Source organism: Bradyrhizobium ivorense, assembly GCF_900696085.1.
GTDB lineage: Bacteria > Pseudomonadota > Alphaproteobacteria > Rhizobiales > Xanthobacteraceae > Bradyrhizobium > Bradyrhizobium ivorense.
The window spans coordinates 68742-85135 of the sequence record NZ_CAADFC020000028.1; the positions used below are offsets into that span (position 1 = coordinate 68742).

Below are 16394 nucleotides of genomic sequence, written 5' to 3' on the forward strand. Positions count from 1 at the left end.
TGATGTTACGCCTGTGTTAAGCCGAAACCCGTGGCAAATACGGGTGCAATGCATCCTTAACAGGCCGCGACCGGACCGGCTTCAACTTTCACAACTTTAAGGATTTTTTCAGCACGACGGCGGCGGCGGGCGCGACCGCGAAGACCTCGACCGGCGCCGCACGTCCGCGCAACTGGGTCGCGCCGAGCGGCTCGATGACGAGGTCGTCGGCCTGAGGAAGCAGGCGGTTCAGCTCGCCCGAGATCAACAGCGGCCGGTTCGCCTCCTTGCAGTGCTGCTGCAGCCGCGCCGTGACGTTCATGGTGTCGCCGAAATAGGCGATCTGCCGCCGCGAATCCCCGCATTCGCCGACGACGACAGGACCGGCATGGATCCCGGCGCGAAACGCCGGCACCATGCCGAATTCCTTGCGGTAGTGGTCGGCGCGTTGCGCCAGGCGGTCCTCGATCGCAAACACGCAGTCGAGCCAGCGCCGCGACGGCCGCCCAGTGTCGACCAGCCAGGTCACGATCACCTCGTCGCCGACATAGGCATGCACCTCGCCGCCATGCGCCACGATGGCTTCGTCGATGTCGAAGAAGAAGCGGGTCAGCAGCTCCTGCACGCGCAATTCGCCCACGGCTTCGGCGACCGTCGTCGAGCCGACCAGATCGAGAAACAGCAGCACGCGCTCCTCGCGCACCGGCTGGCGGTAGCGTCCCAGCGCGACGTTGAACAGCGTGCGTCCGCCGATCATCCGGACCAGCTCGTAGATGGTCGTGATCGGGATCGAGAGCAGCAGCGAGAGGCCGATGATCTTGAGAAAGGTCTCGCGGATCCACTTCGCCTCGAGCCCGTGCCCGTACAGAATGACTTCCAGCACCATCGCGGCGACCGCGACGACGACGGCCAGGATGACGGAGCGGACGAGCAGATCGACAATGAGCGGCCGCCGCCGCAGCCAGGCGCCGCGTGCGGTCAGATAGAGGTGCGTGCTCCAGATGATCAGGCTGATGGCGGCGCCTTCGAGGGCGCTGCGCAGATAGTTCGCGACCGACGCCTCGTCGGATTGGTCGAAGACATAGCGAAACAGCCCGCCGACGAGCAGGCCGAACACCGCCAGAACGACCGCAGGCATCAGCGAGCGCCGCATGATCCCTCCACACTGTCTGAGATATCCCGCGCGGGGCGGGATGGCCAGCCGCCGCGCCCCCTGGTTTTGCGATCGGCCGGGCTTGCATGCCATTGCGCTCGTGGGCCGTCCGACTACGCCGACCTGATCGCAGGACCGGGGAACGGGAACCTCTCGGCCATCAGTGAGCCATCTTCCGGTGGCACGCCGACCGCCATGATCGATGCGAAAAACCAGGATGAACTGACCCGCCTTGCGGAGGATGCATTGCGCGCCCAGCCGGGATGCGAAACGGCGCGCGTGCCTGTCGTGGTCGCGCTGCCGGATGTGCGGATCGGCCGCAACTGGGAGATCCCGAATGTCGTGCTGGGCGACAGCCTGATCAGCGATGTCGACCGCGGCGTCCTGTCGGTGCATCGCCAGCTTGGCCGCAAATTCCGCCTGGTGTAGCGCTAAAGCGCGATGAGATTGGGTTGAGCCATCATCGCGCTTTAGTTCTTTTTCTTGAGCATGATCTTTTCGGAAAGCCGCTTCACACTTTTCCGGATCATGCCCTAGCCGGCTCGCACCGGGCGCGGCGCGGACCGCTGGGCCATGCTGATCATCCGCAGCGCGAACACAGCGGCGAGCGGGATCAGGAACAGCGCGTACAGCGGCATCTCCGGGATGCGCTTGCCGAACGACACCGCAAACTGCGCCAGCAGATAATAGCCGCCGACAAGATGCAGCGCGCGCCAGGCGCGCGGGCCGAGCATCGCCGCGGTGCGGTTGAACGAGGTCGCGGTCAGCGCGATGATGAAGGCATAGCCGATGCCGCCAAAAATGTAGGACACGACCGAGGTGGCGTCCGCGAAGCCGATCGGATCGAGCACCGCGAAGCAGCCGATCGCGACGGCATGGACGGCGTGCGAGGCCGCAAAGCTGACGCCGAGATAGCGGCGGTTGCGGCGCTGCCAGCGCGTCCAGGCGTTCGGCCAGAGCCGCGCCAGGGCCGCGGCGGAGAAGGCGAGGCAGAACAACAGCAGCGAGGTGCGCGCCGTGAAGCGGATCACCATCCGCACGCCCTCGACCTCGAACTGCCGCATCCCAGCGATCCAGATCGAAAGCCCGATCAGGGTCAGCGCCAGCAGGGCGAACAGCCGCCAGCCCTCGAACCAGTCTTGACGCATCGCCATGTGCTGCCTCCCGTCTTTAATGTAATCACCAGTTACATAGCGGGGCGAGGTGTCGTCAATCGGTGTAATCAGCGCTTACATTCACAAGCCGGTGATGCTAGAGCATCCGGCATGCGTCGCCCCGCCAAGAACCCGCCTGCCAAGAGCTCGCTCGCCAAACGCCGATCGCCCAAGCCGCGTGCGGCCGCGGCGCCTCCGCCGGCGGCCCGGCCCTATCACCACGGCGACCTCCGGCGGGTCCTGATCGAGGCCGCGATGCAATTGGTCGGCGAGGGCGGGCCGGACGCGGTCAGCGTCCGCGAGGCCGCCCGCCGTGCCGGGGTATCGCCGGGGGCGCCGTTCCGGCATTTCCCGAGCCGGGACGCCCTGATGAACGCGGTGGCGGAGGAGGCGCAGCGCCGCTTCCGCGCCGAGATCGAGGCGGCGCTGGCCGGTGCGGCGCCGGGCGATCCGCTAGGCCGCTTCCGCTGCCTCGGGATCGCCTATCTGCGCTGGGCGATGCGGAACCCGACCCATTTCGAGATCATCTCCAGCCGCCGCTTTTTCGACCACGATCGCTCGGCCGAGGTCTCCAGCGACAATGCCGAGCTGATCGCGCTCACCGCGCGCACGCTCGCGGATGCGCATTCGGCCGGCCAGCTCGGGGCGCACGATCTGAAGCAGGTCCAGATCGCCGGCCGCGCGCTGGTCTATGGTTTTGCACGGATGCATATCGACGGCCACTTGCCGCGCTGGGGCGTCAGCGACGCGGAGGCCGAGGCGATGGCCGCAAGCATCGTCGATCTCTTCATCGCCGGGATCGCCCGGCGCGCGCCCGCGGCGAAAGGCTAAGCCGCGCAGCCGCTGACTACTCCGAATTCGCAGCGGCAAATTCATTGCGCGTTCATGACGATTCAATTACGGTTTTATGACGCGGCACAGATACCGGCTGTGCGGTGTGCCTCCTGGCCGTTGCCAGCCCAAGGCCGTTGCATTGCGCCGGGTTGTATTGCGTCCCGCCCATGGCGCCCGCGCCTCAGCAGAACTCCTCCGTTGCCGCACTGGCCGGCGGTCTTGCCGCGATCGGCATCTGGCGGCTGATGGCGGTCGCCGCGCCGCATCTCGGCGCGCTGATCGTGATGCTGCGGACCGAGACCGATTTCGGCTCGCGGCTCTGCTTCCTGCTGACCTGGGGCATCATGAACTTCCTGTTCATCGCCCTGCTGCGCAGGCCGGCGCTGTCGGGCGCGCTGTCGCTGACGTTGACCGTGATCGTGGTGCTGCTGTCGCGCTTCAAGCACGACGTGGTGCAGATGACCGCGAACTTCGTCGACCTGATGGTGATCGACCGCGACACCGCGGCGTTCCTGCTCACGATCTTCCCGAATCTGCGCTGGTCGATCATCGGCACCGGCCTTGTCACGCTGCCGTTGATGTACGCGCTGTGGTGGCTCGATCCGTTCCGCATCCGCCGGCTGCCGGCGGCGGCCGCCTGCCTTGCCTGTACTGCGGCGCTCTCCGGTTATGCCTTTGCCTGGCCGGATGAAGCCTGGCGCGGCTATTACGACGACGGCTATCTGTCGAAATTCGCGCGCTCCGGCGTCACCACGGTGTCCGATTTCATCGCGCACGGCTTCATGGAGTCGGACCCGGCCTCGAGCGAGACGTTGAAGGTGCCGCTGGTCGATGCCTGCCATCCGGCAGGCCGGCGCCCGAACATCATCATGATCCATGACGAGTCGAGCTTCGACATCCGCGCCGCCGCCGGCGTCAGGGTGCCGCCGGGTTATGGCAGCCAGTTCAAGTCCTACGACGGCGTCGCGCGCAAATTCCTCGCCGAGAGCAATGGCGGGCCGAGCTGGTTCACCGAGTACAACGTGCTCGCGGGGCTGTCGTCGCGCTCGTTCGGCCGCTTCGCCTATTTCGTCACCCGCATCGCCTCCGGACGGGTCGAGCGCGGCCTGCCGCTGTCGTTGCGCCGCTGCGGCTACGACACGCTCTCGCTCTATCCGGCCTTCGGCGGCTTCATGGGCGCGCGCGGCTTCCAGGCCACCACGGGCATTCAGCACTTCTACGACGCGCATGATCTGCATGCGAAAGATGTCGAGCCCGACAGCTTCTTCTACGACAAGGCGGTGAAGCTGATGACGGAACGGGAGCGGCCGGGCACACCGCTGTTCGCCTTCGTCTATCTCGCCGCCAATCATTTCCCTTGGGAGACGACCTTCCGCCCCGACATGCTGCCCGCCTGGAAGCGGCCGGGCAACGTGCCGTCAATCGACGAATATCTGCGCCGGCAGGCGATGAGCGCCAACGACTATGCGAGCTTCGTCGCGGCGTTGAAGAAGAAGTTTCCGGCGCAGCCGTTCCTGATCGTGCGCTATGGCGACCACCAGCCGGAATTCTCGCCGCAACTGCTCGACCCCGAGCTCGACGAGGCCGGCATCGGCAAGAAGCTGATGGATTACGATCCGCGCTACTACGCGACCTATTACGCGATCGACGCCATCAACTTCGAGCCGGTGAAGAGCCCGGCCGTGATGGACACAATCGATGCTGCCTATCTGCCGCTGGTGATCCAGGAGGCCGCCGGCATCCCGCTCGATCCGTCGTTCGAGGAGCAGAAGGCGATCATGCTCCGCTGCAAGGGCAAATTCTATTCCTGCAAGGACGGCGCCGAGGCGCGCCGCTTCAACCGCATGCTGATCGACGCGGGCATGATCAAGGGACTGTAGCGCCGTAGGATGGGTAGAGCGAGGCGAAACCCATCATGACGCCGCGCGGCGATAGGCGTGGGTTTCGCTTCGCTCTACCCATCCTACGCTATTTCCCAATCTTCTCCCAAAGCCACCTTGCTACGGCATCGGGTGACGACGACGCGTCGTTGCCCGACGCCCTCAGATTTGCTTCGCGCATGCCGGCGATGTCGATCTTGCCGAGCAGCGGCCGCAAGGCGGCCTCCAGCTTGTCGTCGTCGCGCCGCTTCGGCGACAGCAGCACGATCGCGTCATAGGGCGGGATCGCGTGCCGGTCGTCGTCGAGCACGACCAGATCGTATTTCGCGATCAGCCCGTCGCTGGTGTAACCGGCGATGACGTCGATCTCGCCGGCAGCGACCGCGGCATACATGAAATCCGGCTGCATCTGCCGCTGGGTGCGGAACGCGAGCCCGTAGGTCTTCTGGACGCGGGCCCATTCCGGCCGCGAGAAGAATTCATAGTCGCCGGCGATCGACATCGCCGGCGCGTGCGACACGAGGTCGGAGATCGAATGGATGCCGAGTTCGTTGGCGCGCTGCTTCGGCATCACCAGCGCATAGGCATTCTCGAAACCGAGCTCGCCGAGCAGGGTGATGTTCTGCCGCGCCAGCGTCTCTTTCAGCTCGCCGAGCAGCTCAGTGCGCTGCTTGGCGTCGGTGCGGTGGAACTGGTTGGCCCACAGCGTGCCGGAATAGTCGATGATGACATCGACGTCGCCGGCGGCAAGCGCCTCGAAGATCACGTTGGAGCCGAGCCCTGCGCGGGTCGTGGACGGCAATCCGGCCGCCTGCAGCCGCTGTGCGACCAGCGCTGACAGCACATATTGTTCGGTGAATGTCTTGGCGCCGATGACGTAACGTGCGTGCGGGCGGGCTATTGCCGGCACCAGGGTTGCCGCGATCAGCGCCGCGATGCCGAGCCCGCCGAGCGCGGTGCGCAGCCGGCTGCGGTTGCGCAATCCGTGCTCGATCAGCGCCAGCAACTGGTCGACCACGAGCGCGAGCACGGCGGCGGCGATGCAGCCGAACAGCACGAACACCCAGTTCTGGGTCTGCAGTCCGGCGAAGATGTAGTTGCCGAGGCTGGTCTGACCGATCGGCGTCGACAGCGTCGCGGTGCCGATCACCCACACTGCCGCGGTGCGGATCCCCGCCATCATCACCGGCAGGGCCAGCGGCAGCTCGACCATGGTGAGCGACTGCCGCGGCGTCATGCCGACGCCCTGGGCCGCCTCCAGCACGGCCGGGTCGACGCCCGACAGGCCCGTGATGGTGTTGCGCAGCACCGGCAGCATCGAATAGAGCGCGAGCGCCAGCACCGCCGGCAGGAAGCCGAACGCGGAAAAGCTGAAGCCGAGCCAGGCTGCGGTCAGCGCCGCGAGCGCCAGCAGCAGCGGATAGAACAGCGCGAGCAGGGCGAGGCCGGGCACGGTCTGCACGATGCTGGCAAGCCCGAGCAGCGCGCCGCGCAGCACCGGCCGGTTGCGGGCGATGAGCGCGAGCGGCAGGCTGATGAGCAGCCCGAGCGCCAGCGCGGCGACGCTGACCCGCACGTGATTGCCGAGATAGTCGCCCAGGTGGCTGAGCGCCTCGCCCCAGCGTGGATCGGCGGACAGGCTCATGCCGCGCCGTCCCGCGGCAGCAGCGCGCCGAGCCGCTCGGCCTGGCGCCGCGGCGTGCGCAAGAGCTGGCCGACGTAAGCGTCGGTGCTCGCCGACAGCTCCGCCGGCGTGCCCAGCGCCAGCAGCCGGCCGGCATGCATCACCGCGACGCGATCGGCGAGCAGCAGCGCCTCGGTCATATCGTGGGTGATCATGACGGTGGTCAGGCCGAGCTCGCGGTGCAGGGCGCGATAATCGTCGCCCAGCGCATCGCGGGTGAGGGGATCGAGCGCGCCGAACGGCTCGTCCATCAGCACGATGCGCGGCTTCGCAGCCAGCGCACGCGCCACGCCGACGCGCTGGCGCTGGCCACCCGACAGCTCGTGCGGCATGCGGTCGCGGTATTGCATCCGCTCGAGCCGCACCAGGTCGAGCAGTTCGTCGATCTGCGCCGAGATCTCCGCCTGCGGCCAGCCCAGCAGCCGCGGCGTGATGCCGATGTTGCCGGCGACGGTGAGATGCGGAAACAAGGCCCCGCTCTGGAAGACGTAGCCGATGCGGCGTCGCAGCAGGATCGGATCGATGCGGCTGACATCCTCGCCCTCGATCGCGATCCGGCCGCGATCGGCTTCGATCAGCCGGTTGGCGAGCCTGAGCAGCGTGGTCTTGCCCGAACCCGAGCCGCCGACGATCGCCAGAAATTCGCCGGCGGCGACGTCGAGCGAGACATCGTCGACCGCCACCACGCGGCCGGCGTCAAAACTCTTGCCGACATGCGCGTAGGCGATCAGCGGCGTTGCAGGCATTTCCTGGCGACCTCATGTCTCGCCGTCGTGACGACAGCGACAGCCCATAAAAGAGGGCTTTGACGTGAGCCGCAAGCGTGCGCTGCGCGCCTTCGCGGGCAGTTCCTATCCGCAATCAGCCCCTGGCTTCGAGGCCCGAGAGCGGATCACACTTCGTTCTTGGGCACATATTTGCCCATGATGCACTTATAACTGCGCAAACGCCAATCGTGATACGGCCCTTTGGCGAGCCAATCGGCGATGCCGATTTGCGCATTGACCGCGCAGGTCCCCATGGTGATGCCGGATTGATCACTGGTTGTGACGACCTTTTCCATACAGAGTTGAGCATTGCAGAGGATGGCGACGAGCGTAACGAGCATGATGGTCCTTATCGGTGGGATAACCCGGTCTGACAGGATTTCTGAACCGACTCATATTTCTAAACCGACTCATGCAGGGTTCATGCCACTATCAGCGGCGGCGGTATCGTTGTGAGCAAGCCCGGGAAAGTACGGCCCGGCGAGCGACCGCCGCACCAGGCGGTGCGTAGCCGCCCGTCTGTGGATACGCTATACTCGCGGCCCAACTACGACCAAAGATCGAGGCCAGCGAGGAACGTTGCGCGGTCGGGGCTGCATCGATGATGACGTTACCTGAGTTGGCGGCACGCGCCCTGGAGAAGTTTCTCGCCGCGCATGTGAGCCGCACCTTCGGAGCCGCGCAGACGCGCTTCGGCGAACTGCTCCCGGCCGCCGCCCGCATCGCGCTGGAATGCATCGGCAACAGCGACGCGCTTTATCACAATGTCGAGCATACGATGCTGGTCACGCTGGCCGGGCACCAGATCATCTGCGGCCGCATGCTGCACACCCATGTCACCGCAGAGGACTACACCCACACGATCATCGCCTGCCTCACCCACGACATCGGCTATGTGCGCGGCGTCCTGAAGGGCGACGGACCGGACGGCTATGTCATCGATGCGGCCGGCAGGAAGGTGGTGCTGCCGCGCGGCTCGTCGGACGCCGGCCTGATGCCCTATCACGTCGATCGCTCGAAGCTCTACGTTCTGGACCGGCTCGAACAGGTCATTCCGCTCGACCGCGAACGTGTCGCGCGCAACATCGAGGGCACCCGCTTTCCGGCGCCGGAAGGCCAGGAATATGACGACGAGGCGGCGATCGTGCGCGCTGCTGATTTCATCGGGCAGCTCGGCGATCCCAACTACATCCGGAAAGCCAACGCGCTCTATCACGAGTTCGAGGAGGTCGGCATCAACCGGCAGCTCGGCTACGAATCGCCGGCCGACATCGTCGACCGCTATCCGCAGTTCTATTGGAGCATGGTGGCGCCGCATATCCAGGGCGCCATCCACTCGCTCAACATGACGGCGCGCGGCCGTCAATGGATCGCGAACCTCTACAGCAACGTGTTTCGTGCCGAGCGCGAAGTCACGCTGTCCGGTCCGCAAATCTGACGCAGCTGCTGGTTCCCGATTTTCAACGCTGCTTTCAGGTCTTTCCCTGGGTGATCGGCGCGACCACCATATTTCGGCCTGCTTCAGCGGTTGCACAGTCGATCTAAATCAGCGACCTTGAAGCCATGAACCTTCCCGCCGACCGTGCTTTCGACCGATCCAGCATGATCTCCCGTCTCGTACTGCTGATTGCCGTTGCGATCACCTGCTGGCCTGCGCTCGCGGCCGGCCCGGTCTATGATGTCGACATGTACGCGCTGATGTCCGGCACCTGCCGCAACGTCAACATCGCCGGCCGCAACTACACCTGCAAGGCGGTGGCCTATTTCCACACCCAGAGCGGGCGCTCCGAATTCACCGTCGTGCTGGACGATCCCGCCGACAGCAGCCACATCGTTTCGTTCTCCGGCGAGAGCGTGGGGCGGACCCAGGACAATCTGTTCGAGCTTGCGGTCGACCGCATGCTGCTGAAGTCGAAGGACCGGCCGCGGGTCGATGGGCTGCCGTCGCCGCTGGTCGAAATGTCGACCGGCTCGTGCCGGCAGATCGGAAGCTTCGTGACGCGGCAGGTGTCGAGCATCAGCTGTGCCGCCACCGACCGCAACGGCAAGACCTACGAGCTGAGCTTCCAATCCGATGGCTCGCCGATGACACTTCGCAAGTTGCGGCAGTCGGCGCTGCCGAGCGAGCGGCGGCGGGCGCGGCAGATCGCCCAGCTCGAATGCCGTCTCAAGGCCCGCGCTGCGCAGATCCTGCCGCGCGACACGCCCGCCTTCGTCATCCGCTGCCTCGGCGAGGACGACGGCAAGCCGGACAATCAGCAATAGCCGCGCGCCACCCGCGGTAACGACAAGGAGACTCTGATGCGCCTGCGCACCTGTGTGATCGCCGCCCTTGGGGTGTGTCTCGTTGGCGTCGGTCTCACCGGGCCAGCCGCCGCGCAGGCCTACGATCCGAACTATCCGGTATGCCTGCGGGTCTATGGCGGCACGCTGACGTCTGATTACATCGATTGCAGGTTTACCTCGCTGCCGGAGTGCCGGGCCACGGCCTCCGGGCGGCCGGCGACATGCTCGGTAAATCCGTTCTACGCCGGTCCGAAGCAGCCGCCGAAGCGCCGGGCGCATCGCTATCGCGATGAGTGAGCCTCGTCAGCCGGCGCGCCCATCGCGTAGGGCTTCAGCACCGCATACAGCATGCTGTGCGTCGGCGTCGGCACGCCCAGCTTGCGGCCGAGCTCGACCACCTTGCCGTTCAGCCAGGGCAGTTCGAGCCGGTTGCCGCGCTCGAGATCGAGCGCCATCGAGGCCTTCATCGCCGGCGGCGCGTGGCCGATGAAGTCGAGCACTTTTGTCAATGCGTCCGGAGGCAGCTTGATGCTGTTGGCGCGGGCGACCGCGATGGTCTCCTCGCAGGCCGAGACGAACAATGGGCGCAAGTCGGGATCGTCACGCAGCTTACCGATCGGCTGCCTGGTCACGGCGGTCATGCCGGCATTGGCGGCGAGCAGCACGAACTTCATCCAGAGCTCGGTGGTGATCTGCTCGCTCAAGGTCGCGTCGAAGCCGGCCTTCAGGCAGAGCTCCAGCAACGCCTTGCCGCGCGGCGTGACGCTGCCGTCGAGCTCGCCGAAAATCATGCGCATGAAGGTGCCGACCTGGTTGATCACGCCGGGCTTGATGATGGACGCGCTGATCTGCGCGACACCGCCCATCACGGCGTCGCGTCCGAGGATCGGGATCAGCCGGTCCGGCGCGTCGACGCCGTTTTGCAGCGGGATCACCGCGGTGTTTGGTCCGACGATCGGCTTGATGTGCTCGCCAGCGCTTTCGACGTCCCACAGCTTGACGCAGAACAGCACGATATCGACCGGTCCGACTTCAGTCGGATCGGCGGTCGCCTTGGTCGGCACCAGATGGGTCTCGCCGCGGCCGCCCTGAACCTTGAGCCCTTCGCTCCGCATCGCCGCGAGATGCGCGCCGCGCGCGATGAAGGTGACGTCGGCCCCGGCATGCGCCAGCGCCGCGCCAAAGCCGCCGCCGACGCCGCCTGCGCCCACCACTGCAATCCGCATGATCCGTCTCCTTGCGTTCGCCGCCTGTGGGCCCAGCCTCGGCGATCTCAGCTCAATTCTCAACCCGCTTTCCGTGAAAACCACGTGAGCATCCCGGCGTTGAACTTGCCGGCCCGAACCGCTAAGCCATCCGGCAAACGCGGGAGGCAGCGTGGTGGAGAAGACAGAGCCGACGGCGGTCGCGCTTGACAGTGCGACGGTGGCGTTTCGGTTGGCGGATGGGCGGGTCTATACCGCGGTCGAGCAGGCCAATTTTGCGGTCGCCAATGGCGAGTTCGTCGCCATCGTCGGGCCCACGGGTTGCGGAAAATCGACGCTCCTGAACGTCGCGGCGGGCCTGCTGCGGCCGGCCGGCGGCGCAGTGCGGATTTTCGACAAGCCGCTCGCGGGCCTCAACCGCGACGCCGGTTACCTGTTCCAGGCCGATGCGCTGTTCCCGTGGAAGACCGCGATCGACAATGTCGCTATCGGCCTCGAGATCCGCGGCACGCCGCGCGCCGAGGCGCTGGCGCGCGCACAGAAGTGGCTGGGCTCGGTCGGGCTCGGCGCCTTCGCAGGCCGCTATCCGCACATGCTCTCCGGCGGCCAGCGCAAACGCGTGGCTCTGGCCCAGGTCCTGATCCGCGATCCAAAGATCCTGCTGATGGACGAGCCGTTCGGCCCGCTCGATGCGCAGACCCGGCAGATCATGGGCAATCTGCTGCTGGAATTGTGGACCGCCGACCGCAAGGCAGTGCTGTTCGTCACCCACGATCTCGAGGAGGCGATCGCGCTCGCCGACCGCGTCGTGATCATGTCGGCCGGCCCCTCGGCCCGCATCATCGGCGACTGGCGGATCACGCTGCCGCGGCCGCGCGATATTTCGGAAGTCCGCATGGAGAAGGATTTCCATGCCCTGCACCGGGAGATCTGGAGCGTGCTGAAGGACGAGGTGATGACGGGCTATGTGCAGTCGACCCAGGCGGGGGCCGCCTGATGTCGCGCATCACGCTGCTCGCGCTTCAAATCCTGGTCGCCGTCGTCGTGCTGGGGCTGTGGCAGTTCTTCGCCAGCGTGCCGGTGTTCGGCAAGATCCTGCTGCCGCCGTTCTTCTTCTCCAATCCGGTCGACGTGCTCGAGCAGATCATCAAATGGTTTGCGACCGGGGTGATCTGGAAGCATCTTGCGATCACGCTGTGGGAATCGATCCTCGCCTTCGTGATCGGCTCGGCCGGCGGCATTCTGGTCGGCTTCTGGTTCGCGCGGCAGCCGCGCGTCGCCGCGGTGTTCGATCCCTATGTCAAGATGGTCAACGCGCTGCCCCGCGTGGTGCTGGCGCCGATCTTCGCGCTGTGGTTCGGGCTCGGCGTCTGGTCCAAGGTCGCGCTCGGCGTCACCTTGGTGTTCTTCATTGTGTTCTTCAACGTCTACCAGGGCGTCAAGGAGGTGCCGACCACGGTGCTCGACAACGGCCGCATGCTCGGCATGAGCGAGCGGCAATTGATGCGGCACGTCTACTGGCCATCGGCGTTGTCCTGGATGTTCTCCTCGCTGCACACCTCGGTCGGCTTCGCGGTGGTCGGCGCCGTGGTCGGCGAATATCTCGGCGCCGCCGCCGGCCTCGGCTATCTGATCCAGCAGGCCGAGGGCGTGTTCGACGTCGCCGGCGTTTTCGCCGGCATGTTCGTGCTGTCCGCCTTCGTGATCCTGATCGACATGGTCGTGACCATGGTGGAGAAGCGGCTATTGGTGTGGCGGCCGACGGCGGTGCGCCAGGATTAGGCTCGGCTATACCCGTTGGCCGCACGTTGCATAGGTGTTTTCAAGACGGCTGTTACGGCAACGTTATAGGAAAGTAGTAGGCGTGGGCGCTCACGTGAGAGCGGCGCAGGAGGCGAATCACCACGCGGTACTTGACGCCAGCCTGGATAGCTCGCACACCTAGGCGAACCGTTCAGCGTACGTCATGAAATGCCGCGATTTTGCATTGCAAGTCGATCAGATAATGATGGCCTCACGCCCGAGCATCAGGATCGCCCGAAAAGCCCACTTCAAAGCTGAGGCGGACTTTGCCACATGGCTCATGATGGCGAAGCTCGGAAGCTTCGATGACCTGCCCGCGAATGCGCAGGCGGTTTTGCTTGATTATAGAGCGAGGCTCGAGGGGATGAGCGAGGCCGAGTCGAAAGTAGCGGCAGTTCGCGAGGTTTACACCAGTTATTATCGCGAGATGGGAGGCCTTGGCACGGCGCCGGACCTGGAAGCCGCCGCGGCATCGGCGACTAAAGGTGCCGCACGGTCTCCGACACCGCGTATGACTCCGCCGGCTCGGCTGGCCGCGGCCGCTCCCGACAGGCCCGCCGGCCGGAAATCCGTGCCGGCCCTGCTGATCTTCGCTGCCATGGTGGCTCTGATCGTCGCCTACACGTTTCTCAAGAATTGAACAGTTTTTAATCAGCTTCGCGAAGAGAAGATGCAATGGAGCTCAACAGCGCAGATATTTCGACGATACTCAACCGTATCCTCGATACCGCCGCGGACAATCTCAGGGTCGCAAAGATTCTGGTTCAGCTCGGACTCGATCCCAATAACGTGACCTACGATGCGCTGTTCAATCGGCTGCTCGAGATTGGATTGGCCAACATAACGCTTGCCAACATGTTTGCATTGATTGGCGCAATCTTCTTTGTCGCGACCTTGCTGATGCAGACGATGGTGCCGCTGCGCGTCGCCAATATGGCTGGCTGCACATTCTTCGCGACCTTTGGCGCGCTGACAGGAAACGTCAGCACTTTTCTGCTCTATCTGTTGTTGCTGCCGATCAATGCCGTTCGCCTTCGTCAAATGCTCAGGCTGGTGAAGAAGGCGCGTACCGCGGCGCAGGGTGACATGTCGATGGAATGGCTCAGGCCATTCATGACCGAACGCCGATATCAGCGGGGCGACCGGCTGTTCAAGAAGGGTGACGTAGCGACGGAAATGTTTCTGACCGTCACCGGACGATTCCTGGTCAAGGAAATCGACGTCGAGCTTCCGCCAGGGCGTCTCATGGGAGAATTAGGCTTCCTGACGCCGAATAACCGGCGAACCGGAACGGTCGAATGCATAGAGGACGGACAAGTTCTCACCATCACCTATGACAGGCTGCTTGAGCTCTACTTTCAAAGCCCGCAATTCGGCTATTATTTTCTCGTCCTGACCAGCCAGCGCCTGCTGGAAAACATCGCCCGGCTGGAAAAAACCGTCGCGCAACAAGATGCCGGATCGCAGACGGCGATTGCCAGTGATCCGCCTTGAGATTGATGGTCGATGCACGTCGTGGAACGACCTACGCGACCGGACGCGCGGCTAAAGCGCCGCGTCGATCAGCCCGCGGATCTTCTCCACGACCTCGGCGTCCACGGGATTGTAGACCACCATGCTGAGATCCGGCCGGCCATCGACCGCGAACGCGGAGTACTCGAACGCGATCGGGCCGAGGATCGGGTGCCGCAGATGCTTGACCCCATCGCCATGGGTGCGGACGTCATTGTCGCGCCACAGCGCCGCGAATTCGGGGCTGAGCCGGCACAGTTTGTCGACGAACGGTTGCACCACGGCGGCGGCGCCGGCGCGCGCCGCGTCCGCCCTGAACGCGCCGACCACGAAGCGCGCCACGCTCTGCCAGTCATGCTGGGCGGCGCGGACGCGCGGATCGAGGAAGATGAAGCGCAGGATGTTGCGCTCCGTCGGCGGCAGCGCGCCGTAATCCGTCAGCATCACGGTCGCCGCCCGGTTCCAGGCGACGATGTCCCATGTCGCGGTCCGGATCACGGCGGGGCTCGGCGACAGCGCGTCGAGCACGCGCTGCAGCCGCGGCGTCACGCCTTCGCTGCGCTGGTAGCGCACCTCGGGCGGGCGGCCGAGACCGAGCAGGAACAGGTGCTCGCGCTCGATGCTCGTCAGCATCAGCGCCCGCGCGATGCGGTCGAGCACGTCGGCCGACGGCGCGCCGCCGCGGCCCTGCTCGAGCCAGGTGTACCAGGTCGGGCTGATATTGGCGCGCTGCGCCACCTCCTCGCGGCGCAGCCCCGGCGTCCGGCGCCGCTCGGCGGGAAAGCCGAACGCGGCCGGATCGAGCTTGCTGCGGCGGTCCTTCAGATAGGCGCCGAGCAGGTTTTCCTGCAGGGTGGGTTCGCTCATCCTGTTAGCTATTATACCATGATAACGTCACTAGTTTACCAGGATAGTTTAAGCGGCGAGATTTGTCTCCAGCCAAACCTGGAGAGACCTGCATGCGCGTGTTTGTCACTGGAGCCACTGGTTGGGTCGGCTCGGCCGTCACCAAGGAATTGATCGCCGCCGGCCATCAGGTGCTCGGCATGACCCGTTCGGACCAGGGTGCGGCAGCGCTGGCCGCCGCCGGCGCCGAGGTTCACTACGGCACGCTCGAAGACCTCGACAGCCTCAGCAGCGGCGCGGCGCAGTCGGATGCGGTGATACATTGCGCCTTCAATCACGACTTCTCGAAATTCGCCAAGAATTGCGAAGATGACCGCCGCGCCATTGAGACGCTGGGCGCCGTGCTCGAAGGCTCACAACGCCCGTTGATCACGACGTCGGGCGTCGCCCGCGTCGCGCAGGGCCGCGTCGCGACCGAGCGGGATCCGCCGATCCCGGTTTCCGAATCATATCCGCGTGCCTCGGAGGCGACGACGATGGCGGTGGCAGCGCGCGGCGTGCGCGCCGCCGTGGTGCGGTTGCCGCCGTCGGTGCACGGCCATGGCGACCATGGCTTCGTGCCGCGCCTCGTCGCGATCGCGCGCGAGAAGGGCGCCTCCGCCTATATCGGGGACGGGCAAAACCGCTGGCCCGGCGTGCACCGCCTCGACGCCGCGCGCCTCTATCGCCTCGCGCTCGAACGCGGCGTCGAGGGCGGGCCATTCCATGCCGTGGCCGACGAGGGCGTGCCGCTCAAGGCGATCGCCGAGGTGATCGCCCGACGCCTCGACATTCCCTTGGTATCGAAATCGCCCGAGGCGGCGGCCGAGCATTTCGGCTGGTTCGGCCGCTTCGCCAGCTTCGATGTGCCGACCTCGAGCGCCGGCACCCGCGTGCGGCTCGACTGGCAGCCGCAACAACCCGGGCTGCTCGCCGATATCGATCATCCGGCGTATTTCGCACCGTAGCGCATGGGCGCGGACAACAGGGTAACCGTAGGCGGGCACAATGCCAGGGTTCCCTCTCCCCTTGCGGGAGAGGGTTAGGGAGAGGGGGGCCACACGGCGTGCTCTCTCGATATCCGTATCGATGCATGCATGACCGTAGTTGCGAAAGCGGCGGCTCCATCCGCGATCTCGCCCTGGGCTTACCCCTCTCCCCAACCCTCCCCCGCAAGGGGGGAGGGAGCCCGGCCAATGTGCTCACCTCACTAAGGCATGGTGGGCACGGCGCTTCGCGCCTTTGCTCACCC

18 protein-coding genes are annotated in these 16394 nt (G+C 65.5%); 11 read left to right on the forward strand and 7 right to left on the reverse strand.

Annotated elements, in window-relative coordinates; translation table 11 throughout:
- Nucleotides 1-88: 88 nt before the first annotated feature.
- Nucleotides 89-1132 carry an adenylate/guanylate cyclase domain-containing protein gene (locus tag CI41S_RS31510; protein WP_139863021.1) on the reverse strand — a complete coding sequence of 348 codons (1044 nt, stop codon included), beginning with the start codon at nt 1130-1132 and terminating at the stop codon, nt 89-91.
- Between the two features lie 195 nt (nt 1133-1327).
- Here CI41S_RS31510 and CI41S_RS31515 point away from each other — a divergent pair, with 195 nt between their 5' ends.
- Entirely contained in the window at nt 1328-1561 is a 234-nt protein-coding gene (locus CI41S_RS31515) for a hypothetical protein (protein ID WP_139485652.1), read from the forward strand.
- A 104-nt stretch (nt 1562-1665) separates the two neighbouring features.
- Here the strand turns inward: CI41S_RS31515 and CI41S_RS31520 are convergent, their stop codons facing one another.
- The gene (locus CI41S_RS31520; protein ID WP_139863022.1) at nt 1666-2286 is read right to left on the reverse strand and encodes a hypothetical protein; all 621 of its coding nucleotides are present in this window, start codon (nt 2284-2286) and stop codon (nt 1666-1668) included.
- Between the two features lie 111 nt (nt 2287-2397).
- Here CI41S_RS31520 and CI41S_RS31525 point away from each other — a divergent pair, with 111 nt between their 5' ends.
- Both CI41S_RS31525 and CI41S_RS31530 read left to right on the forward strand, forming a co-directional pair.
- Nucleotides 2398-3117, forward strand: a complete 720-nt coding sequence (locus tag CI41S_RS31525) for a TetR/AcrR family transcriptional regulator (protein ID WP_139863023.1) — start codon at nt 2398-2400, stop codon at nt 3115-3117.
- A gap of 170 nt (nt 3118-3287) precedes the next feature.
- A complete protein-coding gene (locus tag CI41S_RS31530; protein WP_139485588.1) occupies nt 3288-5000 on the forward strand; it encodes a sulfatase-like hydrolase/transferase in 1713 nt (570 codons plus the stop codon).
- An 88-nt stretch (nt 5001-5088) separates the two neighbouring features.
- Here CI41S_RS31530 and CI41S_RS31535 read toward each other — a convergent pair whose 3' ends face one another.
- From CI41S_RS31535 to CI41S_RS31545, 3 genes are all read right to left on the reverse strand, one after another.
- Nucleotides 5089-6645, reverse strand: coding sequence for an ABC transporter permease/substrate-binding protein (locus tag CI41S_RS31535; RefSeq protein ID WP_139863024.1), 1557 nt, complete (start codon nt 6643-6645; stop codon nt 5089-5091).
- Complete coding sequence (locus CI41S_RS31540; protein WP_139863025.1) at nt 6642-7430, reverse strand: ATP-binding cassette domain-containing protein; 789 nt, start codon at nt 7428-7430, stop codon at nt 6642-6644. The genes CI41S_RS31535 and CI41S_RS31540 overlap by 4 nt, the downstream gene beginning before the upstream one ends.
- 146 nt (nt 7431-7576) lie before the next feature.
- Nucleotides 7577-7792 carry a hypothetical protein gene (locus CI41S_RS31545; RefSeq protein WP_139863026.1) on the reverse strand — a complete coding sequence of 72 codons (216 nt, stop codon included), beginning with the start codon at nt 7790-7792 and terminating at the stop codon, nt 7577-7579.
- A 260-nt stretch (nt 7793-8052) separates the two neighbouring features.
- Here CI41S_RS31545 and CI41S_RS31550 point away from each other — a divergent pair, with 260 nt between their 5' ends.
- The 3 genes from CI41S_RS31550 (at nt 8053) to CI41S_RS31560 (ending at nt 10034) form a co-directional block, all read left to right on the forward strand.
- Nucleotides 8053-8889, forward strand: coding sequence for a metal-dependent phosphohydrolase (locus CI41S_RS31550; RefSeq protein WP_172628262.1), 837 nt, complete (start codon nt 8053-8055; stop codon nt 8887-8889).
- 164 nt (nt 8890-9053) lie between these two features.
- On the forward strand, nt 9054-9716 hold the full coding sequence (locus CI41S_RS31555; RefSeq protein ID WP_244626745.1) for a hypothetical protein: 663 nt from the start codon (nt 9054-9056) through the stop codon (nt 9714-9716).
- A 36-nt stretch (nt 9717-9752) separates the two neighbouring features.
- Nucleotides 9753-10034: a DUF3551 domain-containing protein gene (locus CI41S_RS31560; RefSeq protein WP_139863027.1), complete on the forward strand. Its 282-nt coding sequence runs from the start codon at nt 9753-9755 to the stop codon at nt 10032-10034.
- Here the strand turns inward: CI41S_RS31560 and CI41S_RS31565 are convergent.
- Nucleotides 10019-10963, reverse strand: coding sequence for a 2-dehydropantoate 2-reductase (locus CI41S_RS31565; RefSeq protein WP_139863028.1), 945 nt, complete (start codon nt 10961-10963; stop codon nt 10019-10021). The two genes, CI41S_RS31560 and CI41S_RS31565, sit on opposite strands and share 16 nt — an antisense overlap.
- Nucleotides 10964-11117: 154 nt before the next feature.
- On the opposite strand from CI41S_RS31565, the gene CI41S_RS31570 reads away from it, so the two are divergent.
- From CI41S_RS31570 to CI41S_RS31585, 4 genes are all read left to right on the forward strand, one after another.
- The gene (locus CI41S_RS31570) at nt 11118-11939 is read left to right on the forward strand and encodes an ABC transporter ATP-binding protein (protein WP_139863542.1); all 822 of its coding nucleotides are present in this window, start codon (nt 11118-11120) and stop codon (nt 11937-11939) included.
- Nucleotides 11939-12724, forward strand: a complete 786-nt coding sequence (locus tag CI41S_RS31575; protein WP_139863029.1) for an ABC transporter permease — start codon at nt 11939-11941, stop codon at nt 12722-12724. The genes CI41S_RS31570 and CI41S_RS31575 overlap by 1 nt, the downstream gene beginning before the upstream one ends.
- Before the next feature lie 226 nt (nt 12725-12950).
- Nucleotides 12951-13385: a hypothetical protein gene (locus tag CI41S_RS31580; protein WP_139863543.1), complete on the forward strand. Its 435-nt coding sequence runs from the start codon at nt 12951-12953 to the stop codon at nt 13383-13385.
- Between the two features lie 35 nt (nt 13386-13420).
- Entirely contained in the window at nt 13421-14239 is an 819-nt protein-coding gene (locus CI41S_RS31585) for a Crp/Fnr family transcriptional regulator (protein WP_139485581.1), read from the forward strand.
- A 51-nt stretch (nt 14240-14290) separates the two neighbouring features.
- On the opposite strand, the gene CI41S_RS31590 is transcribed toward CI41S_RS31585, so the two are convergent.
- The gene (locus CI41S_RS31590) at nt 14291-15124 is read right to left on the reverse strand and encodes a helix-turn-helix transcriptional regulator (protein ID WP_139863030.1); all 834 of its coding nucleotides are present in this window, start codon (nt 15122-15124) and stop codon (nt 14291-14293) included.
- Between the two features lie 92 nt (nt 15125-15216).
- On the opposite strand from CI41S_RS31590, the gene CI41S_RS31595 reads away from it, so the two are divergent.
- Nucleotides 15217-16110 (forward strand): SDR family oxidoreductase, encoded by an 894-nt coding sequence (locus tag CI41S_RS31595; RefSeq protein WP_139863031.1) that lies wholly within the window; start codon nt 15217-15219, stop codon nt 16108-16110.
- The last annotated feature ends 284 nt before the right edge of the window (nt 16111-16394 follow it).